The sequence below is a fragment of the Salinivibrio costicola subsp. alcaliphilus genome, assembly GCF_001996185.1.
GTDB lineage: Bacteria > Pseudomonadota > Gammaproteobacteria > Enterobacterales > Vibrionaceae > Salinivibrio > Salinivibrio costicola.
In genome coordinates this window covers 17,056-43,892 of the sequence record NZ_MUFR01000003.1, presented here as the reverse complement: position 1 = coordinate 43,892, position 26,837 = coordinate 17,056, and the positions used below count along the sequence as shown (strand labels likewise).

The following is a 26,837-nucleotide window of genomic DNA, read 5'->3' as shown; positions in this document are numbered from 1 at the left end:
AAGGTACGTTTTTATCATTATTTATACTTGTCCTACATGCCAACGGGTGTTGCCGACATTGCTTCACGTTACAGCAAACAGTTGAGCGGTGAGATCTCGCGCTTTACCATTGATTTAAACATTTTGTTAACGTACCTAAGCGTTCACTTTTCCGCAAAATAAATTTCCAATAAGAAACCTATGTTGTGATCCTGAAGACAAAACCTCACCTTTTCTCTCTCAATCAATGCAGCGCAAACGTTTGCCTTTTTATCTTAAGCTAGGGTAAATTGCAAATCCATGTCGATGAAAACATCGCTTTTCGTCAGTGATTACGTGGAACAGTATTCGTGATTGGATATATAATATATTGATTTTATGATATTTAATTTTAACAGAGGTAGGGTGGTGATGAAGAGAGCGCGTAGCGTGCCTGTGCCAATTCGCTTGCTATGTCACGTTTATGGCATCACTATTTTCCGATAGGAAACTTTTTTGTTAAAAATGTTAAGGCGTTAAAGCGTCATACTGTGAGATAACCGATAGGGGCGACAATTAGGTGACAACCAATCAATCAACACAGGATGTGTACCCCTCAATGCAGGTAGAACGATCGCAACATGAGGGGGAGGCACGCGAACCCATTGCGCCATTGCGGCTGGGCCCGCGTTTAAAAGCCGTACGGGTTGGGTTAGGGTTAACGCTTGAAGAAGCAAGCCAGCGCACTGGCTTGGCGCGTTCCACGTTGTCCAAAATTGAAAATGAGCAGATATCTCCCACCTTTCAAGCCATGCAAAAACTCGCGCACGGGTTGAACATTGATATCCCGCAGTTATTTGCTCCGCCAAAAAAGCGGCAGGCAACGGGAAGGCGAGATGTGACGTTTGCGGGCCAGGGCAAAGCGCACCCTACCGGCACCTATGAGCATGAATTACTGGCCACACAGTTAAGCAACAAAAAAATGATGCCGTTTAAATCGCGAGTAAGAGCGCGTGCTTTTGAGGATTACAGTGATTGGATCCGACATGACGGCGAAGAATTTTTGCTGGTACTTGAAGGTAGCATTCAATTTTTTTCTGAGTTTTATGAAGCGATTACTCTCAATGAGGGCGATAGCGTGTATTACGACGCCACCATGGGACACATGTTGGCGTCAGTGAGTGACGCCGATGCATTGATCTTATGGGTGACCGCTTCTTAATGACCACACAAACGCCTTGCTTCACGTGGGCATGATGCCCGCAGGCACAATATGGAGAGAATGATGGCAGAGTTACTAACCACCCCGTTACACGGCTTGCACCTTGATATGGGGGCAAAAATGGTTCCCTTTGCGGGCTATGAAATGCCAGTCCAGTATCCGCTAGGGGTGCGCAAAGAGCACTTGCATTGCCGCGAACAGGCGGGATTATTTGATGTGTCTCATATGGGGCAAATTCGCCTCCATGGTGATGACGCCGCGAAAGCGCTCGAAACATTGGTGCCTGTCGATGTCGTCGATTTACCGAAAGGAAAACAACGCTATGCGGTGTTTACCAATGAGCAAGGTGGGATTCTTGATGATCTCATGATTGCGAACTTAGGCGATCACTTGTTCTTGGTGGTCAATGCCGCCTGCAAAGCCCAGGATATTCAGCATTTGCGCGATAATCTTAAAGGGGATGTAACCGTCGATGTTGTTGACGATCGCGCTTTGCTGGCCTTGCAAGGACCAAAAGCGGCCGAGGTGCTGGCGACCTTTAACCCGCAGGTCAGTGAGATGGTCTTTATGGATATTCAGCCTATTACGGTCAACGGCATTGAGTGTGTGGTGAGTCGCTCAGGTTACACTGGCGAAGATGGGTTTGAGATTTCGGTGCCGGCCGAGCATGCGGCGTCGTTGGCAAAAGCGTTGCTCGATGATGAGGCAGTAGAATGGATTGGCTTAGGTGCGCGGGATTCATTGCGTTTGGAGTGTGGCTTATGCCTGTATGGTCATGATTTGGACACCACCACTACGCCGGTTGAAGCAACCTTAATCTGGGCAATCAGTAAAGTTCGTCGCGCTGATGGTGAGCGCGCAGGTGGCTTTCCCGGTGAGCAAATCATTTTGGATCAAATAGCGACTAAAGCGGTGAGTCGGAAGCGGATTGGTTTAGTCGGTCAAAGCAAAGCGCCAGTCCGTGAAGGAAGTAAACTGTTTGATGCGGACGACAACCAAATTGGCATCGTGACCAGTGGCACCTTTGGCCCTACTAAAGGGATGCCCGTGGCGATGGGTTACCTCCCACCTGAGTTTATTGCCCCCGGCACCGAGGTATACGCTGAAGTGCGTGGCAAGAAATTGCCTATGACGGTCGAAAAAATGCCGTTTGTGCCGCAGCGATATTACCGCGGGTAAATCGGTAGCTTATATAGATGAAGAAGCGCAGTTGGCAGCGACTGCGCTTTTTTATGTTGTTTATTTCAAATGTTACGCCTCACTCAACTGCTCGACGGCTTCCAGAGCTTGAGAGCCGTAAATCAACGACGGACCACCGCCCATCACAATGGCAACATTAATTGCTTCTACGCATTCTTGCTTAGTCGCGCCGTGCTTTAAAGCGGCGGCGACGTGTGCGCCGATACAGCCATCACAGCGCGCGGCAATTCCGATGCCTAAGGCAATCAATTCTTTGGTTTTTACATCTAGATCGCCTTCTGCCATTGCGGCGCGATGAAGCTGGCCAAATGCAGTCAGTGTCTCGCTGCTGTGTGTCTTAAATTGCTTGTTGAGAGCTAACTGTTGTTGGTTAATCTCTTGGTAGTCTTTTTTACTCATTCCCAATCGCTCCTTGTTGTTTAGATTATGCTAATTTATAATTTTTGCATGTAAGATGCAACTAATGTCTGGCACAGCGTTTTAATTGCCTATAAAACTAGCAATTCAGCTTTGTTTCTAGCGAGTTTCAGGGCAAAACTGGATATTAACTAGATTGTCATTAATAGCTGTTCTAATTTAAAACAAACCAGTTATTTTTTGAAAATGCTTCAATGTGTCGTCACTGACGGAGATCAGTATGAGTATTAAAAAACGTTTACTCGTTGTTGTCTTGACAGGCGTTATCCTGCCCACGCTTATCATCGCTATTGTGTCACTCTATCAGTTTCGAACGAGTACATTGCAAAGTTATGAGCAGAGCTCATATAAAGAAATGCAGCACATAGGTAATGCGTTTAAATTTTACCTTCAAGGTTTGTCTGCTAACGCTAAAGTACTAGCGAATAGTGAGGCGCTACAGGGGCTAGATAGCTCAGTCGCCGACTATATGGGCGACACGCAACCCATGACATCCAAACAAAATAGTCCAGCAGAGCGCCGCGCTTATGCGTTATTAGAAGCCATGGGAAATTCACGGGATGATTTCGCTTATGTCTTTCTTGGGTTGAGTAACGGTGATTATATCCAATGGCCACAGGGAGAGCTCGGTGATTATGACCCCCGTCAACGACCGTGGTATCAAACAGGTCAAGGTAATCGCAACAACGCGGTACGAGTGCCAGCTTATCAAGATGTCAATACGGGTGCACCGTTGCTTGACTACGTAATGGAGTTTCCTGCGCAAGATGGGCTAAGTGGTGTGATTGGTGTTGATGTAACCCTAGAGGCGCTCACCAATATGCTAGGAGATGTAACCCTTGGCAAGTCGGGTTATATTGTACTGGTAGAAGATACGGGCACTGTGCTCGCTGATCCCAATAATCCAGATAACAATTTTGAACCGGCTCGTAGTGTTGCAAGTGTATATAGCGATGGGAATTTTAGTGAGTCGTTAACAGCCGTTTCTTTTGATGGGGAAGACTACTTTGTCAACCAATACAAAGCACCAGAGAGTGGCTGGCGTTTGATTGGGGTTGTGCCGCAGCAAGAAGTCCTAGGTCAGGTCACCCAGCTGCAAACGGTTATATTATCCATCAGCCTCATCCTTGTTATCGCCTTTGGTGTGCTTGGCTACTTTATGATTCAACGTATATCGGCATCTATCATTGCCGTTAGTGATGGGCTGAGTGATGCGGCAAGCGGTGATGGTGATTTGACCAAACGTTTACCGATTCGCAGCCAGGACGAGTTGGGTAAAACGGCGGGTGCGTTTAATCAGTTCGTGGATGTGATTCAAGAGCTGATCATTGGTATCAAGGACAGGTCCACCAAGCTGTCATCTCATGCCGATCACGCCACCCAATTTGCCGAGCAGCTGGACGGTGCGAGTCACCAACAACGTTCAGGGTTAGAGCAAATTGCGACTGCGTTCCATCAAATGGTGGCCACGGCAAACGAGGTCTCGCAAAACTGTAATCAAACGGCGGATTCGGCTCAGCAGTGCCAATCGGAAGTCGAGCGAGGGATGGCTCTGATGAATAACACCCGTGCCGCGGTGCAAGAAATGGCGACCACACTCAATGAAGCGGATAGCGCCATGTCAGAGCTCACTAAAGAGAACGACAACATCACCGCCATGCTCGATACCATTCGAGGTATTGCTGAACAAACTAACTTGTTGGCGCTGAATGCGGCAATTGAATCCGCGCGTGCAGGTGAGCATGGGCGCGGGTTTGCCGTGGTGGCGGATGAGGTTCGGGTGCTATCGCAAAAAACCACCAAATCAACCGAAGAGATTGATGAACTCTTGCAAGCATTAACGCAGCGCACCAATCAGCTTTCAGAAAAGCTACAAGGCAGTGTGGAACACTCGCAAACTACCACGGAGGCGACGGAAGAGGCCTTGGGCGTCTTTGATACTATCCAAAGCTTGGTCGGACAAATTCATGACATGGCGGCACAAATTGCCACGGCGACAGAAGAGCAGCACTCGGTGTCTGAAGATATTAATCAGAATGTGACCAACGTATTGGATGGTGCCAACAGTGCGGCTGAAACCGCCGAACAAACCAACGCGACAGCGGCGGAGTTACGTATGGTGGCGACTGAGTTATCTGAGCTGGTAAATCGGTTCAAAACAGATAAACCGACTTCCTGATTGTGATTGCGGTTAAGACAGCAACGGCGAGCGTATCGGCTCGCCGTTTTATTGTTAGTGTGTTTTGCGTATTGCTACACCACGTCCACAAAACCCATCAGGCCAGTTTTCATATGCTCAATCACATGGCAGTGATACATCCAACGACCTGGGTTATCCGCCACAAAGGCAGCCTTGGCGTGGCCATTTTTACCTAATAGTACGGTATCAGTATGGAACGGCGTCACAGGCTTGCCATCTATTTCCAGCACCGTGAAGGTGTGGCCGTGCAAATGAATCGGATGATGATACTGGGTCACATTCTTTAAATCGAAAATATAGGTCTTCCCTCGTTCCAGTTTTGCGATTGGCTCAGGAATATTTCCTTTGCTCATCCCCTCCCAGGCACGTTTATTCATCAGCCAAAAGTCGTGATTTCCTTTTCCTTGTTTATCCGCAGGGGTAATGGCGCCGGCCCACTCAAATACAAAATGACGGGTTTCGGCATTCACTAAATCTGGTTTTGCAACGGGGTTGAGTGGCAGAGCGGGCAGGGGCTTGTCTGTTAAGGTTGACGGTGTTGTGGTAAAGCTTGTCAACAAGAATGGAAAACGTCCTTTCATGTACATGACTTCGATCTTTCTACCCGCTTTCGGTGCAATCAGGCCGATATCTAGTCGCATCCCTGGGGCGATTTTATGCTCCTCTAACCGTTGAGGCGTTGCGATGGGGTTGCCATCAATGGCGATGATCCAAGCCTCTGCGCCTCGCACTTGAATCGGATAGGTGAGCGTATTATCCACGTTTGCCAAACGTAACCGTGTGGTGGCATTTTCTTGCAGTGTGTATTCAGGGTGGTGAACGCCGTTGACGGTGCCCCACTCGCCGGGAGTGCCCATGCGTGCGCTGTAGCGAGGGATAGCGAGATCTTTCCAGTTGCCTTGACGATCAAGGTGCCAGTGTTTGAGTGTCAGTGTGTGCTCTTCATCAAACACAACCGGCGTGGCTTCCTCGACCACGATGGCTCCGACCAGTCCCTTCCCCAGCTGTACCACAGAGTTCATGTGCGGATGGTACCAAAAGGTGCCGGCATCAGGGGGGGTAAAGCGATAGGTAAAGGTTTCGCCCGGTTGGATTGGTGCTTGAGATAAGAAGGGGACACCATCCATTTCTATGGGTATACGCAGTCCGTGCCAATGAATTGTCGTCGGCTCGTGTAAATGATTCGTGAAGTGAATGGTCACTGGCTCGCCTTGCCGACAACGAATAGTAGGCGCTGGAATCTTACCGTTAAACGCCAATACATCGGTTTGATGACCGGGCACGAGTGACGCGAGGCCTGGTTCAGCGCTTAGGTGATATTCCCACTGCCCGGTTTGTCGGGAGGCAGATCTCAGCGAGCAGGCGGGGAGAGTTGAGATAGCAGCCATCGCTACTGTCGATTGTAAAAAACGACGACGAGACCAACCCTGCGTCATCAATCCTTTTTGTCCCTTATGCATACAACGCCCTTTATACTCACAAAAATCATGCGGTATTGTATCGCAAGGCTAATAAATGAGAAAGGTTATCAGTTGTATTTGTGAGGCAGTTAAAATATGCCTATCCAGTCGCTACCTATCTAAGCGGCCTTCCATCGTCGAGTTATTGACGATGGAAGGCCTCTAAACCAGGTGATTGATTAATTGCAGGTAATGATTCAAAACCTGGCTTAGCAATGTAGTAGCCTTGGAATAAATCGATACCCAGTTCGGCTAAACAAGCAAGCTCGGCTTCCGTTTCTACGCCCTCGGCAATAATTTGACGGCCAAGTTCGCGGCACATGGCAATACTATGGCGAACAATGGCCTGTTTCGTGGTGTCCGTATCAATATCGCGCACCAAGGCCATATCTAATTTGATGATATGCGTGTCGATATTGGCGAGAGCTGTTAGCCCTGAATAGCCCGAGCCAAAATCATCAATCGCGGTCAGAAAGCCTTGAGAGCGATAATGGTGAATGATGCGTTGAATGTGTTCGTAATCAAGCACTTCTTCGCCCTCAGTAAACTCGAAGAGGATTTTATCGAGCGGAAACTGGTTATCGCGTGCCGCTTTCAGCGTTGTTTGAATACAACGCTCAGGTTCGTAAACGGCATTAGGCATAAAGTTAATGCTGAGATAACAAGGGATTGCAAGCTCTGCCGCTAATTTGACAGCCTTGATTCGGCAGGTTTGATCAAATTTATACTGATTATCTGCGTTGACATGCTTAAACACACTGCCTGCTCCACTGCCATCAATACCACGCGCCAACGCCTCATAAGCAAACACGGTTGCCGTTGAAAGTTGGATGATCGGTTGAAAAGCCATGGTAAAGGCAAAGGAAAGTGGCTGCGCACTTTTACATGCCTCACATTGTGAACTCGTTGATGCCATAAGCTTATGCCATTAATCAAATAATTAAATTTTTATGTTTATATCAAGATTAATGGAGTTCTCAACAGAATGCGAATTAAATGGCGCAAAGTATGCGAGTAAGCACGGTTTACTGTTGCTAAATGCAGGCTTAATTCATCGTGGTGCCTTAAAACATGGTGCTTTCAAGTAAATATATTCACTGACGTAACCTTAAAGATTATTTATAAGATTAATCAGTAATATACGTAATATTATGATTTTGTAAAAATAAGTTGGCACCAGATATGCTTAGATTTTAACCGGCAATCGGAAAGTGTCATTGTAATGGCGGCATACTGACCAATAACAATGAATTTTTCGATTATGACCACAAAACACTCAGAATTGGTTTATACCTTAAGTAAGGTGGTTTACGACCAAACCTAAGACGTGCCGGTTTAAAATAGCTGGCCAGTGACAGAGGACGAACGTCATGCTTGCTGAAAAACGGGATGAAATAGACAACCCCCTGATTTGGCCGATACTCAGTATTTTAGAGTCGACACGACAAAGTTGGAAAGTGCATCACCTGCTGGGTGAGTTGCGAAAAGATACCATGATGGCGCAACTCGATGAAGACCCCCATCTTGATCTGTTTAAACGCAATTTCCTGATCATGAACGCCCTATATCAACTGCAAGAAATGTTGCTGCCCCAGCAATGGTTGCAGGTTGAATCCATGGATATTCAATTACAATGGCGTGTGGGAGGTCATGGTTTTGTGGCCAAAGAAATCGATTACCAGGATCCATTACGCGATTACTATATGGACTGGAACAACTATGATGCTAGCCAAGATGATGTCAAAGAATTGCTGTCTTCTTTTTGGAAGCATTACCAGCGCCACATCGGTAATGATACGCCAGGGACAGCGATGCTGGAGCGAAACAAAGCACTTAACGTGTTAGGTTTGGACGAAAATGCGAGCGAACATGAAATTCGTCGCCAGTGGCGGAAGATGGCCCTAAAATGGCATCCGGATCGCCCTGAGGGTGATGCGACAACATTCCGTGAAATGTGTGAAGCGTGGCAGAGCTTAAGGCTTTAACCGGCGGCGAGCGCTTTCACTGAGCCAAGATGCTCGAATCATAGTTAAATAATGAGCAGGGTGAGTGAATATTCACCCTGCTTCGTGTTTTTGAAGCAAGCCTGCGTAATCGCCTGCATGCCACTAAAGCGCGCTTAACGCCTAGGCGTTGTTCAAACTGCGGCTACGCAGTTCAAAAATCAGCTTTTCAGCACTGCATTCAAATTGCATCTTAATCGTCAGTGCGTCGTTTTTAATGTGCTGACTATCAAAGTCATGCTTCACAGCAGGATTAATACTCTTTGCCAGGTCAAGATACTGCTCGAAGCGCGCCGCTATCGCCTCAGGGCTGTTGGCTTGAATGGTGACTTCTGCTACATCATCGCCCTCTGAGATGATGTAGCCAATCTCAGCACTTACACCGCAAGCATCGCAAGCGTCAGTTTGGTTCTCTTTCATGGTGTTCCCCTACGTAAACGCAGCCAATGACGTCACGTTTAAGACGTGGCTGCAAACCAGTGGTACGATCTTTAGCAAACACATGCCTGTGGCACATTGAGATAGGTCAGGTTTTGATATCTTTTCTGTATTAATGATGGAAAAACTACCGGTGAACCAATCAAAAATAGCATCGAAAAAAAGAAAGGGGTGGTGCTAATCGTATTGTCTTGCGGCGCCCCAGCATAGATTGACGGGGCGCCGGTGAAGCTATAGCAAGTCTTCTTCCCACTGCACGAGCGTGCCTTTTGGCCAGTGAGTGCCAAGATCGTGGTATTCCTGCTCCAGCTTATGGCGACGAATTTTTAAGGTCGGTGTCAGTTTACCGTTCTCAATACTCCATGGTTCTTTAATCATCAACACACCTTTAATTTGCTGGTGTGACTCAAGTTCACCATTGATAGTATCCACCACTTTTTTTACTCGACGCTCGTAACGAGCGCGATCAAAATGAGGGAAATGGTGTGGGAGCGCAAGTAGAATCGGTGCTGGCATGCCTGAGCCAATTACGCACAACATTTCAGCGTTTGATAATTCAAATAAGCGCTTTTCAATCGGCACAGGGGCGACAAATTTACCTTTGGCGGTTTTGAACGTATCATTTTTGCGCCCTGAGATACTGAGGTAGCCATCGCTGTCGAGCTCCCCTAAATCACCAGTATGCAACCAACCGTCGACCAAGGTTTCTTTGGTTGCTTCTTCATTTTTGTAATAACCGCTAAACAGTCCTTGGCTTTTTACTAAGATTTCTTGGTCGTCTGCGATCTTGATTTCAACCCCTGGGCCGGCATTTCCAACGGTACCAATTTTATCGGCCCGGAAAGGATAATTAATGGTGCTGTAGGCATAACTTTCGGTCATGCCCCACGCTTCGGTGACATTCAAACCAATCTTGCGGTACCACTCCAACAATGCCGGCGCGACAGGGGCGGACCCACAGCCCAATACACGTGCTTGATCCAAGCCTAAGTTTTTAGCGACTTTATTTTTGACGATCGTACTCACTAACGGAATACGGAGCAGTAGGTTCAACTTACCGTCCGGCAGCTTCTCCTGGATTCGCTGTTGAAATAGGGTCCAAAGCCTCGGGACCGAAATAAACAGGGTTGGGCGATGCATTTTGACATCTTCAATGAAAGTATCGAGTGATTCAGGAAATGCCGTCGGGATCCCGCCCATAATGGCTGACCCCATGATGTATACACGCTCGGTAATATGGGCCAGTGGTAGGTAAGAGAACAAACGATCGTCAGGTTCGATACCAATATGATCGATCAACCGTTGCGCAGACCAGCAGTAACCGCCGTAGCTTAACATGGCTCCTTTAGGCGGCCCTGAGGTGCCCGATGTATAAACCAGCGACATGAGATCGCCATCAAGATGAACAGGACGTTCGTCTGACGGTGCGTGGTTGGCGATCAGATCGTGCCATTCGTAATGACAGTTTACGGTAGGATAAGGGAGGGCAATTGTTTTTAGGTTCGGCAGACTTTCTAACGAGGCCGTTAGCGCTTTACTGTCATCTAATTTACCCACAAACATTGCTTTCGATTCGCTATGGTTAATGACATGATCGATAGTGTCGGTGCCCGCGGTAGGAAATATGGGCACACTGATGTAGCTTCCCATCATCATTGCTAAATCTGCGATAAACCACTCAGCACAGTTTTTTGATATCAGTGCGATTTTGTCACCCGGCTTAAGCCCCATATCGCGGAGCGCTGTTACCATTTTCTGGGCCTGCTCGGCGACCTCGGCAAAGGTATAATCATGAAAGCGGCGCCCGTGGATTTGGCGCAGAAAAACATGGTTTGGGCGCTCATCGGCCCAACGTAAGATCTGATCATGTGGTTTGATATGTGACATTGGACTTCCTCATTGTCGCAACGTGGAGATACGTTAAAACGTTATAATAATGTTAACTTACGGATCCTCGGCCACCATACGCAAGATAATCATTTAAACGACTGTCTAAATTATGACTGATGACACTATTTGCGGTGTTTTTTGCCTGATTTTTCAGTTTTTTCACCCCATTTTCAGGAGCCAATGCAAAAGCTTGATCAGCCTCCGTATTCACATAAGACGTTTACTGTCAGGCTTTATTGGTGAGTCTGTACTATTTTTACTAAGGGCTAGGCTTTATCGCGAGCCAGACGCAAGTGCGAGCCAAACGGGCGCGCGTTACAGCACTGCGCCAACAGTGGCGATTGACGGGAGAACAGGTTACGTATGCCTAAACGGAGTAAAGCGCAAACGCAACAGACCATTGAGCTCATCCTAGCAGAGGCGAAACACCAATTATTAATGCTTGGCTATGAGGGAATGTCGTATACCACGTTAAGCGAGGCGACCGGCGTATCGCGTACCGGGATTAGTCATCATTTTCCTCGAAAACAAGATTTTATGGTCGCGCTGGAGCCGTTTATCGTCGACAGCTTGCGCATGCCGCTTGATACAACCAGCACCATTAATGCGTTTATGACCAGTTGGATGCAGGCGATGCATGCAAACGGTGATTTCAAAGCCACGCTCAAACTCTGTTTCTATCTACTGATTAGTGGCAAAGCGGACAATGGTGCCGCGTTTAGAATTCTAAAAGCGTTACAAAAAGAGTGTGAGCAGCGTATGCAAACGGATCTCACCGTCGCTTTTTCGCAATTATTAGGTGCGAGCCTGTTACTGTGCCGTCAAAAAAGTGAGGGGCATGCGAAGTAACTGTATAGAGGGTCCGGTCAGGTTAGCGAGCAGACGCGGCGATAAAATTAACGCCCAACTGACAGACAGAGCTTAAATTTTTTGTTATATTGATCACGCTTTCAAAGCAATACATTTTTTGGAGATAACTATGAACAATACCGACCATCCTCCGAGTCGAAACGGAGAAAAATAGCGACTGTTGGTATTGTCTCTGCCAGTTTACCAGCCGTTGTTGATAGCTGGCCCCACCTGCTTTATTTTTCTCCTCTCGCTCTAACGCATAATGCTGCCTTTTAGGCGCTATACGTTGTTGATGGTCGTTACCTGTTGCCAATCGGGAGATTCGCCATGACGGTAATGAACAACACCTTTGATAACACTGCAACTTTCTCAACCTCCGAGATCGTCGCGGCTCGTAATGCCTTTTTACAATACGAATTAACTCGGCAAGCCGAGCTACTCACCGTAATGCCAATCGAGGAATCGATGGGTGTTCTGCGGCACTGCTCGGTGGCTCATGTTCAACATTTGCTCGATATATTGGGCGAGCAAGGCCATCAGCGGCAAGCGGATGAATATGCGCACCGCCTTGGAGTGATACCACCAAGGACCAACCTGCTTTTGCGTATGATGGAGACACTTCGCGCGTACCGCAAAGTCGTCACGATTATGTCGCTAGTAATGAGCACCATGGGGGTCGTCGGTTACTTGTCATTCTTGTTTTTGCCTAGTTGATGCGCACTTAGCTTGATCTTAAGCAGTAAATTGTTGGGCAATTATGCTATCACTATAACGATAGTTGAATTATTCAAAAATATTTTAATAATAGGGTGGCGGCCGCAAGTCGCGATCCCAATTCTGCCAATAAGGTAAACCTATGAGTGATGCACTGGTACTCGTTATAAATTCAGGCAGTTCGTCTTTAAAGTTTGCACTGATGGACGCGCAAACAGGCGATGCTGTGATTTCAGGCGCCGGAGAGTGTTTTGGTCGTGATGACGCCTGCATGAGCTGGAAAGTCGACGGTAACAAAACTGAAAAGACATTGAGTGCAGGAAGCGACCACCATCAAGAGGCCATGGACATTATTGTGGGCCTTATCGAAAACAACCAACTCAGTGATAAATTACAAGCTGTTGGGCACCGAGTGGTCCATGGTGGCGAAACCTTCAGTCAGGCGACGCTTATCGATGATGCCGTACTTGCACAGATCGATGCCTTGAAATCCCTGGCGCCACTGCACAACCCCGCTCATGTCGTTGGTATTAATGCCGCGCGTAAAGCTTTCCCTAACCTTCCTCAAGTCGCGGTTTTCGACACAGCATTCCATCAAACCATGCCGGAAAAAGCGTATCACTACGCGATCTCGCGTCAGCTCTATAATGATTATGGCATTCGTCGCTATGGTTTTCATGGCACCAGCCATTATTACGTAAGTCGTGAAGCGGCAAAATGGCTTAATCAAGCGCCTGAACAAACCAACGTCATCACCGTACACCTTGGTAACGGTGCCTCTTTGTGTGCGGTCAAAGACGGTCAAAGTGTCGATACCAGCATGGGCTTTACGCCTTTAGCCGGTTTGATGATGGGCACTCGCTGTGGTGATATCGACCCATCTATTCTAGAGTTTTTATCGAAAAAAGGGCTCAGCATGGATCAAATCCATCATGAGCTGATCGATAAAGCAGGGCTTCTTGGTGTGTCTGAGCTCACTAATGATTGTCGTGGGCTGGTTGAAGCCGCGGAAGAAGGCCACAGAGGTGCGCAACTCGCGCTGGAAATGTTTGCTTATCGCGTTGCGAAATTCATCGCAAGTTACATGGTGCCGTTATCCCGCCTGGATGCGATTGTTTTCACAGGTGGAATTGGCGAAAACTCACTGCCAGTCCGTGAGATGATCCTAAAAGAACTCGCGATTTTCGGTTATCAATCAGATGCCGACGCCAACGCCGCCGCTCGGTTCGGTGCCGCAGGACAAATCACAACACAAGATTCACCGCTCGCATTGGTGATCCCAACCAACGAAGAGCTGGTGATTGCCCAGCAAGCCATGGCAATGGCCTGAATCTTAGCCTACTCTGAATAGAAACAGCGAGTATTATTGCTCGCTGTTCCTTTATTTGCTCGCGGTATGTTACTAAGTCAGCGCGGATTATTTGTTCCTGATGGATATAATCCTTGCCTGTATAGCTTCCCGCCCAACAGCGCATGTGCTTTTGCGCGCACTACCGCCTCTTGGTTTAATTTGATCGGACTGAGTACCTGTTTTACAACATCATATTGATAGGCGACTGGGTCTTTTTTGGGCTGAAGCACTACCAGTGATTCACGTGTTAAATAACCGAAGTTTTTATCGAACTGCATCATTGCACGTTGATATTCAGATGGTACGGCGCGGTTTAAATCATGGCCTATCATGGGTGTTGTCGCATCGATACCGATCAATGAAAGTAACGTCGGCGGCATATCTAAACTACTGACTAAACGAGAGTCTTTGCGTTTAGGAATATCTTTGCCGATAATTAATGCTGGGATATGAAAACGGCTAACGGGGATCGGATCATCGCCATAGGCGCGTGAATCATGATCCGCAATGATCAAAAAGATGGTGTTTTCCCAATAGTCTGATTTTTTAGCCTTGTTAAAAAACTCACCGAGTGCATGATCCGAGTATTTTACCGTATTTAGACGTGTATTTGTTTCCTTAGTGTAAGGTGTAATTTGTCCATCTGGGTACTCATAGGGCGAATGGTTTGAACTAGTAAAAACAAGACTAAAAAAAGGTTTGCCTTTTTGATGAAGCGAACGAAACTGTTTGTCAGCCATATTATATAAATCTTGATCTGAAACGCCCCATGAACCGACAAACTGTGGGTTATCGAACTGAGAAAAATCGACAATATCTTGAAAACCATTACCGAGAAAAAATGACTTCATATTATCGAAATGACTCTCACCGCCATAGATAAATTGTGTCGTATAGCCTTGTTGTTTCAGTACATCAGCGATAGTAAAAAATCCAGTTTGGCTTTTTGATAGCTTTACTACTGCACGAGAGGGTGTTGGCGTAAAACCTGTTGTGACCGCTTCGATACCACGTACCGACCGTGTTCCCGTTGCATAAGCTTGAGTAAAATTCCAGCCTTGTTTCATGAGATTATCTAAGTTGGGTGTAAGCGGTAACCCATCTAACGCGCCAACAAACTGCGCGCCTAGACTTTCTTGCAGTAAGATGACCAGATTTTTCTTATCCTTACCGATCGCTCGCTTCGTATTTAACGTTGGATACGCGGAATTCATGAGATAATGTGTGCTTGATGGCGAATAAGCTTTAATCGTTGAAATGATTTCTTCCAGCGGCATATCTCCATAGTATTCTTCAGCATTACGTTCGGATGCCATGGATTTGGCGGCAAATACCAACGAATAAGAAGAGTTGAGGACTAAATCATTTAGTAGCGGATTAGTTGAAAAGGCGACAAGTGCTGGGTTTAGTGGACGGTGTTGCAGGGTTGAGCGCGCTCCCATGACACCGAAAACAATCACACACACCGCAAGAATAGGCCGTGTCCACCAGCGTGGCTGGTTTTCCGTATCAGTAAACTTGCCGCTTAACCGCCAGCTATAAAAACCCACCAATGTTGTTCCTGCGAGTCCTAAGAACAAAGGTAATTTATAACCTTTCCAAAGCATGGAAAAGACTTCTTTGGGGTAAACTAAATACTCCAGAAATAGCCGATTCGGTCTTAGATTATATTCCATAATAAACGAAGGCGTGGCAAACTCCATATAAGCTAACACGACAAAACTACAAACCAACCAACTCCGCAGTATAAAAACAAACCCTCGACCAAATTTTCCAGAGGTTGGCAGCAGTGCCAATAAAAATGCCGGTAGGGTATATAGCCAGCAGAGGGTCGCTATATCTATGCGAATACCTTGCGTGAAAATATAAAAATATTCAGACCAATGATTTATGTTGTCTTGCTGCCAGATTAAAAGTCCAATCCGAAAAGTACTAAGAAATCCTAATGCTAATAGAAAGAAAGTAAGAATCGGTTTCATTAGTTTTATGACTTGCATCGTTCAACCCTGAATTATAAAATTTATTATGACACTTAACCATGTCACTACTGCAAGAATTAATGTTAATAATACGGCCGCTGATCCGATATCTTTGGCCTGACCACTTAGCTCATGGTGTTCTTTCCCTACACGGTCAACAACTGCTTCAATGGCAGAATTAATTAGCTCGACAATCAGTATAAGCAATAAGCTCCCAATTAAGATGAGTTTAGTTAGTAATGGAACGGACATTAGTAATGCAAAGGGTACTAGGATTAAGACAAGCACGACTTCTTGACGGAATGCTGCTTCATTCTTCCACGCAGCTTTCAAACCTTGGATTGAAAACTCAGTTGCCTTGAAAATCCTTTGCATGCCTTTATAGCCTGGCTTCATATTCTACCTATTGACGACAAAGTGAAAAAATATCTTTAGATTCTTGATATGCGGATGTGGATATGTCCATGATTCCTAGTAATGAGTGGAAAATATTGTCATGTGAGAAGGTGTTTCTTTCTGCTATTTTATTTAGACAGAATGAGTCGACTTTTTTATCCTTTAAGAAGTTGTCATCAGCCCAGAAAAACATCGGGACATGAGTTTGAAAATCTGGTGCGATTGAATAAGGTAATCCATGAAGGTAAATGCCATTTTCTCCCAATGATTCACCATGATCGGAGACGTAAATTAATGCAGTGTTATATTTAGAAGATAGATCTTTCAACTCCTTAATGACTTTATTTATAACATAATCAGTATATAAGATTGTATTGTCGTAGGTGTTTACTATTTCCTCTTTGGAGCAGTTTTCAATGTCGGCTCGTTGACAATCAGGCGTAAACACTCTCATATTTTCCGGATAACGTTTGAAGTATGTGGGACCATGGCTACCAATTAAGTGTAGCACAGTCATTAAATCTTGGCTGCTATCCGCATTAGATGTCTTCTCTATAAAAGACTGTATAACGGCTTCATCAAAGCAGGTTTGTCCGTCACAATATGTTTGACTCTCATGACGATTCACTGTGATCTGCGGAATATGTTTTGCGACATTTTTATCACCACTGTCATTTTCTACCCATAACATCTCTGTGCCTGCGCGTTGCATGATATCAAGTAGGTTATCTTGTTTGTCGGCACGTTCTCGATTAAAGTTTTCTCGTTCCAAGATAGAGAAAAGACATGGCACAGAAACTGCCGTTGCCGTTCCACATGAGCTTACATTTTTGAATGAGATAACACCTTCTTGCGATGTGAATTGATTTGTCTTTCGCGAATAACCATTTAGTTGCTGGTTCTGAGCGCGAGCCGTTTCCCCTAAAACAAAAACAAATAAAGTTGGTTTTTTTGTCTTATGTGTGTCTGTTTTTTGTGCGTCCTCGCCAATTTTTTTGTATGGTAGAGGATCCGACAGGTATTCATTGTTGACATATTTTCCAATGCTATAAACTAACTCTGTGGGAATGATAACCTTTTTTAAGTAAGAGTTATTTCTGCCAACGGATGCATAATCTTGATAATATAATGTAGCAATGATGAGTATAACGACTATCGATGCTATCACTGATATTGACTTTTTCATGGTCATAAAAAGAAGGGGATCACTTTCTTCTATTTTCACAATAAAAAGAAACAATGATGGAATCCCTCCCATGAATAAAAACCAAGCAAGAGAGTAAATGCTAATATAACTCGATGCTTCTGCTGAGTCTGTTTCGATGACATTTACAATCATATCACTGTCGAAAATTACACCATAACTAAAAGTGGCATAACTTGCTGCCGATGACAGAAGTAAAAGTATGATAAAAAAAGGTTTGGTGATGAGTGGCCAGCTAAAAGCGTTAAAAATAATATTAAAGCTAGCGATGAAAAAGAGAGGGATCGTAGCGACGAAACCAGGATTTACGCTGTCTAGCCTATAGAGTATTCCTCCAAGTTCACTATAAATTGGCACATTAATAATTAATGCAAAGTATACAGCGATCACTATCGTTATTGATGTGTATGAGAATCTTAAATTTTTTATCTTCATCACTTAAACATCCTTAATATTAGCGAAGCATGGATTTTATGTAGTTACGCTTACCATATCGACTCATTAAAATGGCGGCGCTAACATGAATAGTGACGAGGACCAGGGTTGCGTTGGCAGCAAACTCATGGACTTCTTCTAACCATTCGAGCTCTTCACCTGACTGCGTCATTGTCCAGCCAGTCAAAATGGTGACGAGGAGCAATCCCCAAAGACCCCAAATCATAAGTGCTGCGGCAGGGTTATGACCTGAGCTTGTATGATCACGTCCGCGTATAAGGTTGCTGAAGTGAGCACGAGCGGTAGAAAGCGAGGGAATAAAACGGGTTAGTCGTGCTTCTGAATGCGTGAGCATTCCCCAAATCAGACGTAAGACAAGGGCCCCAAGGATCACGTACCCAAACCAGCGATGAATGTCACTGCTTTCTTCCGTGACGCTCATATTGGCAAAGAATAATGCAGCAATCAGCCAATGGCTGAACCGGACGACTCTGTCCCATTTAAATGGTCGTGGGGTGTTAGCGGTCATGATAATGTCCTCTCATGTGGTGATGTCTTCACTCTATGAGAGGAAACTTAAGAATCGCTTAAGAGGGTGGAAAAAATAAAAAGGTGATATTTTACAATTGGATAGATTTTTGGGGTGCATTTTTTATCGGCAGGAGGAGATTCTTAAGCTTTTCTTAAGTATCGCGCCGTAAGCTCAGTGACAATCAGCCAATAAAGGATGTCACCGCTATGGTTAATTCAGCGAGTCGATTTGACATTGTTACACCAGACTCAGCGAATCGCGCTGAAATAGAGGCGTATATTGCTGAACGCTATCAACAAGCCTTCAACGCGACAATTACCACCTTCATGCCTTATTTGTCCTGCCTGAGAGGACAAGACGATCGCTTATTGTCGGTGTGCGGCTATCGCCCTGCTGCGTATCAGCCGCTTTTTCTCGAACAATACCTTACCGATGATGTTGCCGACGCACTTAGCGCTCACTATCAGCAAGTGATCACGCGTAACTCAGTGATTGAGTTTGGGCAACTGGCCTCATTCTCTTCGGGAACGTCACTACCACATTTCCACGCTTTAGCGAATGGGCTGGTGTCACACGGATACCTATGGTGTGTATTTACCGCCACAGGGCCGCTATATGCACTCATGCATCGTTTTGGCCTTACTCCCCATTTACTGACCAATGCGGATGCGAGTCGCCTACAACCCGCCACTGACCAATGGGGCGACTACTACACGCGGATGCCTCGTGTCTGTGCTGGTAACCTTGCTCAAGGTGCTGAACAGTTGGCTCGAATCGCGTCTAAACACCGTCATACGGAGAATGCACATGCGCGTCTTATTTGAACGTTTGGCTAAATATGCCAGCTCCCAATCTGATCAGGTTGCCATTCAAGGGACGAATGCATCTGGCGACTGCCTGATATTGACTTACGAAGCGCTTTGGGAACGAATCAGGGCTTTGAGTGAAGCCCTATTGGCGCTAGATGCGCACATGATTGGGCTTGCCGGTGACAACAGTGTTAGTTGGGTATTGATCGATCTTGCCGCTGCGTATGCAGGCATCTCAATTGTACCGATCCCGCCCTTTTTTACGGCGGACCAACAACAGCATGTCTTGGAGACTGCGAGGATAGATTGGGTGATTGGCTCGCTACACCCTGATGTCGCATTAAGCCACGCATCTGTGACTACATTGGCGGGATTACCATGCCATGCACGAGACGTAGGCGCACTGCCAGCTTTGCCTCCTGCCGTAAAGGTCACGTTTACTTCAGGCTCGACCGGTTCTCCCAAGGGCGTGGTATTGAGCGCAGCCACGCTGGAGAGCGTTAGTGTATCGCTTGCCAGTACCGTCTCCACCACTGCGGTACCCTCCCGTCATTTAGTCGTCCTTCCCTTGTCCACACTACTGGAGAATATTACGGGTGTTTACGTGCCTCTATTGCTTGGGGTGACGACAGTGATCCCATCCAGCAATGACTTGGGGCTGATCGGCTCAAGCCAGTTAAACCTGAATCAATTGATGAGCGGACTGATTCGTTATCGTCCGCAAAGCTTGGTACTTACCCCTGCGTTATTGCGAGCCGTCATCCATCTTGGTGAACAGCATCCTGGTGCGGTTGCCGATCTCAAGCACGTTGCTGTCGGAGGCGCAAAGGTGGCACCGGCCTTATTGCGCGCAGCAAGTCGGCTTGGCTTATCGGTTTTTGAGGGTTATGGCTTATCGGAGTGCGGATCAGTGGTGAGCTTGAATACCATCGATCACTATTGTGTTGGCAGTGTGGGTAAACCGTTACCTCACAATCGTGTTTTTCTAGCACCAGATGGTGAAATTATGGTAACAGGCGCGACATTCTCAGGTTATCTGGATCGCGACTTTACCCCTCACCAAGGCGCCGTCGCGACGGGAGATATCGGTGAGTTTGATGATGACGGCTTTTTGTATGTAAAAGGTCGCAAAAAAAATCAACTCATTACGGCTTTTGGTCGCAACATCCATCCGGAGTGGATTGAGGCGGAAGCTATGGCCTATCCAGCGCTGACCAACCTGGTAGTGATCGGGGAGGGCAAGGAATATCTGACCGGTATAATTGGTACTGAATCACTTGGTAACACTAGGCAACAACTGATGCAGCTTAATCATCAACTGCCCGATTATGCGCAGATCCGAGCGTTGATATTTACCGCTCCTTTTCATCAGCAACCCCATTTGATAACGGCAAATGGTCGCCCTAAACGCGATGTCTTTTGTCAACAATTTGGGGATGCAACCTAACACGTCGGCCCAATCATTACTGACTGACGAAACCCTGCCACTCACGGCACATTCCTAGGAGGATTTATGGATAATCAAGGTTTTTTCCATGTATTAGAGAAAGAAACTGCACAGGCGAGAGCGTCAATGCTAAGTGTACCTGTGATTGAGGCTTGTGACTATAAGGCAATTACACTACAAACCTACACGACCTTTCTTGTTCAGGCTTATCATCATGTGAAGCATACTGTTCCATTGCTGATGGCCTGTGGTTCTCGGTTGCCGGAGCACTATGAATGGTTACGTCAAGCGCTTGGCGCATACATTGAAGAAGAGAAAGGTCACCACGAGTGGATCTTAGATGACTTGCACGCATGTGGCTTTGATGCCGAATTAGCGAAGGCTAACCGCGGTGAGGGTCAAGTCGGGTTAGGGATTGAGATGATGGTGGCGTATTTGTATCACCAAATTGATCGCAAAAATCCAATGGCTCTATTTGGCATGGTTTGGGTGTTGGAAGGTACGAGTGTATCAATCGGCGGCTCGATGGCCGCATTGATCCAGCAAACGCTTTCTCTACCCGATACAGCGATGCGGTATTTAACGTCACACAGCACCTTGGACGTAGAGCACATTGGTTACTTTGCCGATTTGATGAACAAGGTAACGGATCCCGCGGACCAACAAGCCATCATTGACAGTGCGAACCGTGTTTATGCGCTGTATGAATCAATGCTGCGAGCGCTTCCCATGACCACAACACAGACCCAAGTGGCATAGGAGGCGGTAATGAAAAACACAATTATATTGCTAACAGGTGCGACAGGAGGTATTGGCCGAGCACTGGCTGATGCACTGGCAAAAAAAGGCGCAATACTTGTGCTCGTCGGCCGCCGCCTTACCGCGTTGTATGATCTTAAAAACCAGCTCATGAATGGTGAGCATCATCAGGTTATCGAAGCAGACATTGGTACAGCAGAAGGCCGAGATAAGATTGATCAGCATGCACGATGGCTGGGTCAACAAGGTACGCCGATAGAAATATTGATCAATAATGCAGGGGTAAATAGTTTCAATTACCTATCCATGCGCGCGGATGACAGTATTGAACATGAGATTGCCATCAACCTAACCGCGCCTATTTTGCTTTGCAAACTGGCACTCACGTGGCTCGCACCGACAGGCCTGATTGCCAATATTGGCTCAACCTTTGCTGGCATCGGTTTCCCCGGGTATGCCAATTACGGTGCAACTAAATCAGGCCTGTATCGCTTTACCGAAGCGTTAAATCGGGAGTTATATGACAGTCAGCAGTGTGCCATTTATATCGCGCCTCGAGCTACCAAGACGGCTTTAAATGATGCACGTGCAACGGCGATGAATAAGCAACTACAAAATCATGTGGACTCACCCGAGTGGGTAGCGAATCACATTGTCTGTGCCATCGAAAAGCGTTGCTTTGCGACATGGCTCGGGTGGCCCGAAAAACTGTTTGTTCGTCTGAACCAACTTTTTCCATCGCTAGTGGGTCATGAGATCGCAAAACAAAAAGATATCATTGATCTTCACGCCATGACGCCGCAAGACTTGCCAGTTACAGAGGAGTCACACCATGACTATACGTAAATCGTTGTATATCGCCGTATGGGCACTCAGTTGTTCTTTGAACAGTGCGACAGCGCTGGCCGACCCTATTTTGACTAAGATCCAGACACGCTGGGCACAATGTAACTACACTGTCGAAAGCAGTGACGACAAAGTGGCGTGTTTCGACCGTTTAATCGATGACACGCAAATTGCACTCCTTGCTCAACCAGCGCGTCATGATCTAAAAATATGGCTTGCTATCAATAAGAGCTCGCTAGCCGGGGTTGACGGTGGCATGGGGGCATTGGCTTTGGTCAAAGATGCAAAAATCCTACTTGAAGATGTGGTAACACAGGCGCCGGAAACGCTGGACGGTTCGGCCCTAACGAGCTTAGCGACTTTGTACCACAAAGTGCCGGGCTGGCCGCTCGCATTTGGGGATGACGATGTGGCTGCCGTACTTTTTAAAAAAGCGCTCAAAATTAACCCTAGAGGTATTGATCCCAACTATTTTTATGGTGAATTTTTGGCAGATACCGGAAAAACCAACCTCGCTGTGGCATTCTTAAAGCAAGCACAAAAAGCTCCAGCGCGACCTGAGCGTCGTCTTGCTGATAAAGGTCGGCAACAAGAGATTGCCCAAAAACTGAAGGAGATTAATCAGCAATGAGGCTGTTACTGGTCGAAGACGATTGCATGTTAGGAGAGTCTATGGAGGCTTCGCTGCAGCGTCATGGTTACACCGTTGATTGGCTGCAGCGGGGCGGTGGTGTAGATGCGTTGTTAAATACCGAAAGTTTTACCGCTATCATTCTAGACTTAACCTTGCCAGACACTGATGGGCTTATTGTGTTGCGTAAAATTCGCCGCAAACATAGCGATATTCCTGTGATGATTTTGACCGCACGCGATGACATTGATGACCGTGTGAAAGGGTTAGATGGTGGAGCTGACGACTACATGATCAAACCTTTTGCACTCGAAGAGCTATTGGCGCGTCTGCGCGTCATGATCCGGCGTATTTCCGGTTATGCCGATACCACCATGTCATGCCATGGCGTGACCTTGTCGATGGCGACTGGCGACGTCGATATGCAAGGCGAGCCAATTCGACTAACGCCTAATGAGTTTAAATTATTATCGACGTTGATGGCACATGCTGGACGCGTGATGAATAAAGATCAGCTTCAACAAGCCCTTCATGGTATGGATGAGGGCATTAGTCCAAATGCTATTGAAGTGCATATTCATAACCTGCGTAAAAAAACCGGTGGTGCTTTAATTCAGAATATTCGCGGGGTTGGCTATATCATTGAAAAATAATAGACAACGTCCGCATTCAATAAAACGCCATCTCACGATTACGACTGTATGCACGGTGGGACTAATGATGTTTATCTCATGGTTACTGGTTTACAGCGAAGCCCGCCATGAAATTAATGAAGTTTATGACGCGCGATTGGGTCAATCGGCAAAAACCTTGGCGCTATCGGTGATGAACTGGGGAGATCAGCCGCCAAATAACTTTACACAAAGCTATACCCATTGGTTAAACGCGATTACTGCCAACGCAAAAGATGACGATACGACCACACCATTTGGTCACCCCTACGAAGATAATTTATTTTTTCAGTACCGTGTTAATGATGCATTAATTGCCAAAAGCCCTAATGCACCGGTGCAATGGATAGGGACATCGGGCAACCCCGGATTCGATGTGGTCACCGCGGCAGGTGAACAATGGCGAACCTTTACATTGGTTTTCGCTTTACCCGATGAACGGCAAGCTAGTTTGCTGGTCGCGGAAAAAGAAGCTATTCGCCAAGAACTGATGACAGAGGTATCACTGACCATTGGTTTACCTCAACTGTTGCTTATACCACTCTTGGCGCTGGTTATGGTCGTTCTAGTAAGTCGCGCATTTAAACCGTTAGGTGAGCTGAAAGATACTATCGCTGCGCGCAGTATCGATAATCTCGATCATATCCATGTTGCACAACCCACCGTTGAACTAGCGCCATTGGTTAAACAGCTAAATTATTTGTTTTCTCAGCTAAATAATGCGTGGGTGCGTGAAAAGCGCTTGGTTAGTACGGCTGCGCACGAGCTAAAAACTCCCCTCGCGGTACTGCGCCTCAATGCAGAAAACGCTTTATCTGCCGCCACAAAAGCCGAGCGAGATAACGATTTGACCAATATTCTTGCTGGCATAGATCGAACCGATCGCGTTATCCAACAATTGCTCATGCTTTCACGGGTGGAGCAGCAAAAAACTAGGGAGTCCACTCATGTTGATGTTGTCTCATTGCTACGAGAGCAAATTGCAGCACTCGTGCCCATGGCATTGACTCAACAACAGTCAATAGAGCTTGAAGGACGAGACCTCCTGTGGGTGAAAGGCCATCCCGTGATGTTGTCAGTCTTGTTTACTAATTTGATTGATAATGCAATTCGCTATGCAGGAGAAGGTGCATCTATCAGTGTGGTCACCAGTTGCTCAGCCAATACCGTGGTGGTGGCAGTGATTGATTCTGGCGATGCCATACCGGACGAAATTAAGAGTCGTATTTTTGATAAATTCTTCCGCGGTCATACCGAGAAAGGCGACGGGGCTGGTTTGGGTATGTCGATTGTCAAAGACATTGCTGAGCAGCATCAAGCGAGTATTGCGATTCGAAGCCCATATTTTTCCGACCATGGGAATGGTTTTACGGTCACTTTTCCAATTGCCTCCGTGTATGAGAGCAGATAGCTATATGCTTGATTGGTAAAAGGCAGCTAACCTTGCCAACGTCAAGTCTTGTGTAATCTTACACAAGGCTTTTTGTCTATAATGATAGACAGTCTGCTCTCGATTTTGGTTTAATACCCGAACAATAAAAGGATTGGTTAGGTATGAAATTGTATAACACGATTAAGGCTTACTTATTTGAAACGTTGGTTTTAGGGGGAGCGCTAGCGCTTGGTATATGGTTAGTGCTGGCCGGGTAGTCAATGAGCCTATACGCCGGTTTAGTACTAGAACGGGCTTTCTTTGCTCAATTCGTTGCAAATCTCGACAATAACAAGAGAAAGCCCCGAGCGGAGGACCTGCTGCTGGCGTTGCAGTTGTAGCTGATAAAACTCAATATCCACATCATCCTCTGGCGCTTCTATATCGCGCTGAATCATACTCATATTGTCGATTTTACGAAGCTTTTTTACCGCATCCAGTACGTTAGGGTCGGTGAAGTGGTAGTCGTCAGCATCATTACTTAGCTGGTTTTTAAGTTTAATGATCTGTTCAATATCGTGATAAGCGTCATCTGATAACACGCCTAGACCAAACAAGAGTTTTAATCGCACTGAAAGATCACCCAGTGGCCCCGTGTCATGCAGCAAAGGCCCCACCACTGATTCCACTGCAAAGTTATCTTTGCGAAAAACCCGCTTGATTAAGCCATCAATAGACGCTTCAAACGTATCGACCGCGGCAACAAAAAAGCCACGCACGGTTGTCGCTTGGTTTAATCGTTCAATGATGTCTGTTTCGTCGAAATTTTCTGCCATAGACTCAATACTGCTTATTGTTATAACGGGGGAGTTAAACTCCCCCTGTGAAGTGCGCGGTTTACAATTGCTGGTACAGGATGTTGATTGCCTCAATTTCAGGGCTTTCTTCTGCCAAGCCGGTGTATATCGCTAGTGTCTTTCTTACGCCTACCTCAGCCAGTGAAGCTTGAAGTTCTTCAGCTTGTGGGTCGGTGTGATTGGTATATTTCAATGCTGCGGCAATACCTTTTAACAACGCTCGGTTATCCGTGCCATATTCTATTGTACCCAGTAATGGCTTGATAAGCCTATCGTTCTGACTTAGCTTTCGAATAGGCTGGCGGCCAACTCGATCGACCTCATCAACCAAATAGGGGTTTGAGAAACGCCCCAAAATTTTCTCGATGTACGCTTGGTGAGCGGCGCGGTTAAACCCGTAGCGTTGAATAAGCACTTCGCCGCTTTCCTGCATGGCCTGTTTCACCACGGCATGAATCTGTGGATCGGTAATGGCTTCACGAATGGTACGGTGGCCGCTTAAGCACCCCAAATAAGCAGTGATACAGTGACCTGTATTCAAGGTGAAAAGCTTGCGTTCGACAAACGCCATGAGGTTTTGTGTCTTCTCCATCCCTGCAATATCTGGGATTTCGCCTTTGAACTGTTGTTCATCCACAATCCACTCGCTGAAGCTTTCTACCGTGACCTCTAAGGGATCATCGTTCGCCGCTTCCGCAGGCGGCACAATGCGATCAACTGCGGAATCGACGAAACCAATCAGTGCGTCTGCTTTCTCATGGAATGCGGGGTCAAGGTGCTTATAGACTTCGCCTTTGAGATGCGACGTACCACGGATCATGTTTTCGCAGGCAATAATGTTTAGTGGGGCCTCATTGCCGGATGCGAAACGTTTTTCAATGCCGGTGGCGATGGTCTTGGCAATAATATCAAGCACATTAGGGCCAACAGCTGTGGTCACTAAATCCGTTTTTACGATTTTTTCGATAACATCATCACTTGCCGAATTGACTGCCGTGATATGAGAAACCGTGTCGATATGGCAGTCATTGCCGACCACTTTGACGTTGTAGCTTTGTTTGTGACTGAGTTGATCAATGAGGGGCGCATCAACATCTGCAAAGGTGACCTCGACATTGGCATCCGCGAGTAATTTTCCGATAAAGCCGCGGCCAATATTGCCGGCACCAAAATGAACAGCATTTTTCATAATAT

The 26,837-nt window shown here is 46.5% G+C and carries 25 protein-coding genes; 14 read left to right on the top strand and 11 right to left on the bottom strand.

The features are described from left to right. Positions 1–577: 577 nt before the first annotated feature. Positions 578–1,180 carry a helix-turn-helix domain-containing protein gene (locus BZJ21_RS01560; RefSeq protein WP_051109680.1) on the top strand — a complete coding sequence of 201 codons (603 nt, stop codon included), beginning with the start codon at positions 578–580 and terminating at the stop codon, positions 1,178–1,180. 60 nt (positions 1,181–1,240) lie between these two features. Continuing rightward, positions 1,241–2,359, top strand: coding sequence for a glycine cleavage system aminomethyltransferase GcvT (gene gcvT / locus BZJ21_RS01555; protein WP_028569629.1), 1,119 nt, complete (start codon positions 1,241–1,243; stop codon positions 2,357–2,359). A gap of 72 nt (positions 2,360–2,431) precedes the next feature. On the opposite strand, the gene BZJ21_RS01550 is transcribed toward gcvT, so the two are convergent. Then, a complete protein-coding gene (locus tag BZJ21_RS01550; protein WP_077668959.1) occupies positions 2,432–2,779 on the bottom strand; it encodes a carboxymuconolactone decarboxylase family protein in 348 nt (115 codons plus the stop codon). Positions 2,780–3,017: 238 nt separating this feature from the next. Here BZJ21_RS01550 and BZJ21_RS01545 point away from each other — a divergent pair, with 238 nt between their 5' ends. Then, the gene (locus BZJ21_RS01545) at positions 3,018–4,976 is read left to right on the top strand and encodes a methyl-accepting chemotaxis protein (RefSeq protein ID WP_021022943.1); all 1,959 of its coding nucleotides are present in this window, start codon (positions 3,018–3,020) and stop codon (positions 4,974–4,976) included. A gap of 74 nt (positions 4,977–5,050) precedes the next feature. Here the strand turns inward: BZJ21_RS01545 and BZJ21_RS01540 are convergent, their stop codons facing one another. After that, positions 5,051–6,433, bottom strand: coding sequence for a multicopper oxidase family protein (locus BZJ21_RS01540; RefSeq protein WP_077460981.1), 1,383 nt, complete (start codon positions 6,431–6,433; stop codon positions 5,051–5,053). 166 nt (positions 6,434–6,599) lie between these two features. Continuing rightward, a complete protein-coding gene (locus BZJ21_RS01535) occupies positions 6,600–7,373 on the bottom strand; it encodes an EAL domain-containing protein (protein ID WP_077668958.1) in 774 nt (257 codons plus the stop codon). Positions 7,374–7,827: 454 nt separating this feature from the next. On the opposite strand from BZJ21_RS01535, the gene BZJ21_RS01530 reads away from it, so the two are divergent. Further along, positions 7,828–8,442, top strand: a complete 615-nt coding sequence (locus BZJ21_RS01530; protein WP_021024428.1) for a DNA-J related domain-containing protein — start codon at positions 7,828–7,830, stop codon at positions 8,440–8,442. A 141-nt stretch (positions 8,443–8,583) separates the two neighbouring features. Here BZJ21_RS01530 and BZJ21_RS01525 read toward each other — a convergent pair whose 3' ends face one another. Next, on the bottom strand, positions 8,584–8,880 hold the full coding sequence (locus tag BZJ21_RS01525) for a DUF406 family protein (protein ID WP_021024429.1): 297 nt from the start codon (positions 8,878–8,880) through the stop codon (positions 8,584–8,586). A 249-nt stretch (positions 8,881–9,129) separates the two neighbouring features. After that, a complete protein-coding gene (locus BZJ21_RS01520; RefSeq protein WP_077460922.1) occupies positions 9,130–10,785 on the bottom strand; it encodes an AMP-binding protein in 1,656 nt (551 codons plus the stop codon). Between the two features lie 366 nt (positions 10,786–11,151). On the opposite strand from BZJ21_RS01520, the gene BZJ21_RS01515 reads away from it, so the two are divergent. From BZJ21_RS01515 to BZJ21_RS01505, 3 genes are all read left to right on the top strand, one after another. After that, entirely contained in the window at positions 11,152–11,637 is a 486-nt protein-coding gene (locus BZJ21_RS01515; RefSeq protein WP_021024431.1) for a TetR/AcrR family transcriptional regulator, read from the top strand. A 330-nt stretch (positions 11,638–11,967) separates the two neighbouring features. Beyond that, positions 11,968–12,354 carry a hypothetical protein gene (locus BZJ21_RS01510; RefSeq protein WP_077668957.1) on the top strand — a complete coding sequence of 129 codons (387 nt, stop codon included), beginning with the start codon at positions 11,968–11,970 and terminating at the stop codon, positions 12,352–12,354. Positions 12,355–12,496: 142 nt separating this feature from the next. Then, entirely contained in the window at positions 12,497–13,684 is a 1,188-nt protein-coding gene (locus tag BZJ21_RS01505; RefSeq protein ID WP_077460923.1) for an acetate kinase, read from the top strand. A gap of 77 nt (positions 13,685–13,761) precedes the next feature. Here BZJ21_RS01505 and BZJ21_RS01500 read toward each other — a convergent pair whose 3' ends face one another. From BZJ21_RS01500 to BZJ21_RS01485, 4 genes are read right to left on the bottom strand one after another with little or no spacing between them, the layout of a single operon-like run. Beyond that, positions 13,762–15,684, bottom strand: coding sequence for an LTA synthase family protein (locus tag BZJ21_RS01500; protein ID WP_236719497.1), 1,923 nt, complete (start codon positions 15,682–15,684; stop codon positions 13,762–13,764). Positions 15,685–15,705: 21 nt separating this feature from the next. Then, complete coding sequence (locus BZJ21_RS01495; protein WP_077668955.1) at positions 15,706–16,080, bottom strand: diacylglycerol kinase; 375 nt, start codon at positions 16,078–16,080, stop codon at positions 15,706–15,708. A gap of 7 nt (positions 16,081–16,087) precedes the next feature. Next, entirely contained in the window at positions 16,088–17,719 is a 1,632-nt protein-coding gene (locus BZJ21_RS01490; protein ID WP_077668954.1) for a phosphoethanolamine transferase, read from the bottom strand. Positions 17,720–17,738: 19 nt separating this feature from the next. Further along, positions 17,739–18,248 (bottom strand): cytochrome b/b6 domain-containing protein, encoded by a 510-nt coding sequence (locus BZJ21_RS01485; RefSeq protein ID WP_077668953.1) that lies wholly within the window; start codon positions 18,246–18,248, stop codon positions 17,739–17,741. Positions 18,249–18,457: 209 nt separating this feature from the next. Between BZJ21_RS01485 and BZJ21_RS01480 the strand changes: the two genes are divergently transcribed. From BZJ21_RS01480 to BZJ21_RS01450, 7 genes are all read left to right on the top strand, one after another. Continuing rightward, positions 18,458–19,075 carry a thermostable hemolysin gene (locus tag BZJ21_RS01480; protein ID WP_077668952.1) on the top strand — a complete coding sequence of 206 codons (618 nt, stop codon included), beginning with the start codon at positions 18,458–18,460 and terminating at the stop codon, positions 19,073–19,075. After that, positions 19,059–20,507 carry an AMP-binding protein gene (locus BZJ21_RS01475; RefSeq protein WP_158075489.1) on the top strand — a complete coding sequence of 483 codons (1,449 nt, stop codon included), beginning with the start codon at positions 19,059–19,061 and terminating at the stop codon, positions 20,505–20,507. Before BZJ21_RS01480 ends, BZJ21_RS01475 begins: the two co-directional genes overlap by 17 nt. A 66-nt stretch (positions 20,508–20,573) precedes the next feature. Further along, positions 20,574–21,266 carry a TenA family transcriptional regulator gene (locus tag BZJ21_RS01470; RefSeq protein WP_077668950.1) on the top strand — a complete coding sequence of 231 codons (693 nt, stop codon included), beginning with the start codon at positions 20,574–20,576 and terminating at the stop codon, positions 21,264–21,266. A gap of 9 nt (positions 21,267–21,275) precedes the next feature. Continuing rightward, on the top strand, positions 21,276–22,112 hold the full coding sequence (locus tag BZJ21_RS01465) for an SDR family oxidoreductase (RefSeq protein ID WP_077668949.1): 837 nt from the start codon (positions 21,276–21,278) through the stop codon (positions 22,110–22,112). Further along, positions 22,099–22,743: a tetratricopeptide repeat protein gene (locus BZJ21_RS01460; RefSeq protein ID WP_077600538.1), complete on the top strand. Its 645-nt coding sequence runs from the start codon at positions 22,099–22,101 to the stop codon at positions 22,741–22,743. Before BZJ21_RS01465 ends, BZJ21_RS01460 begins: the two co-directional genes overlap by 14 nt. Continuing rightward, the gene (locus BZJ21_RS01455) at positions 22,740–23,396 is read left to right on the top strand and encodes a response regulator (RefSeq protein ID WP_077668948.1); all 657 of its coding nucleotides are present in this window, start codon (positions 22,740–22,742) and stop codon (positions 23,394–23,396) included. Before BZJ21_RS01460 ends, BZJ21_RS01455 begins: the two co-directional genes overlap by 4 nt. 64 nt (positions 23,397–23,460) lie before the next feature. Continuing rightward, on the top strand, positions 23,461–24,825 hold the full coding sequence (locus BZJ21_RS01450; RefSeq protein ID WP_236719496.1) for a sensor histidine kinase: 1,365 nt from the start codon (positions 23,461–23,463) through the stop codon (positions 24,823–24,825). Between the two features lie 266 nt (positions 24,826–25,091). On the opposite strand, the gene BZJ21_RS01445 is transcribed toward BZJ21_RS01450, so the two are convergent. Beyond that, complete coding sequence (locus BZJ21_RS01445) at positions 25,092–25,622, bottom strand: MltR family transcriptional regulator (RefSeq protein WP_077577309.1); 531 nt, start codon at positions 25,620–25,622, stop codon at positions 25,092–25,094. A 61-nt stretch (positions 25,623–25,683) separates the two neighbouring features. After that, positions 25,684–26,832, bottom strand: a complete 1,149-nt coding sequence (locus BZJ21_RS01440) for a mannitol-1-phosphate 5-dehydrogenase (RefSeq protein WP_077668946.1) — start codon at positions 26,830–26,832, stop codon at positions 25,684–25,686. Positions 26,833–26,837: the final 5 nt, after the last annotated feature.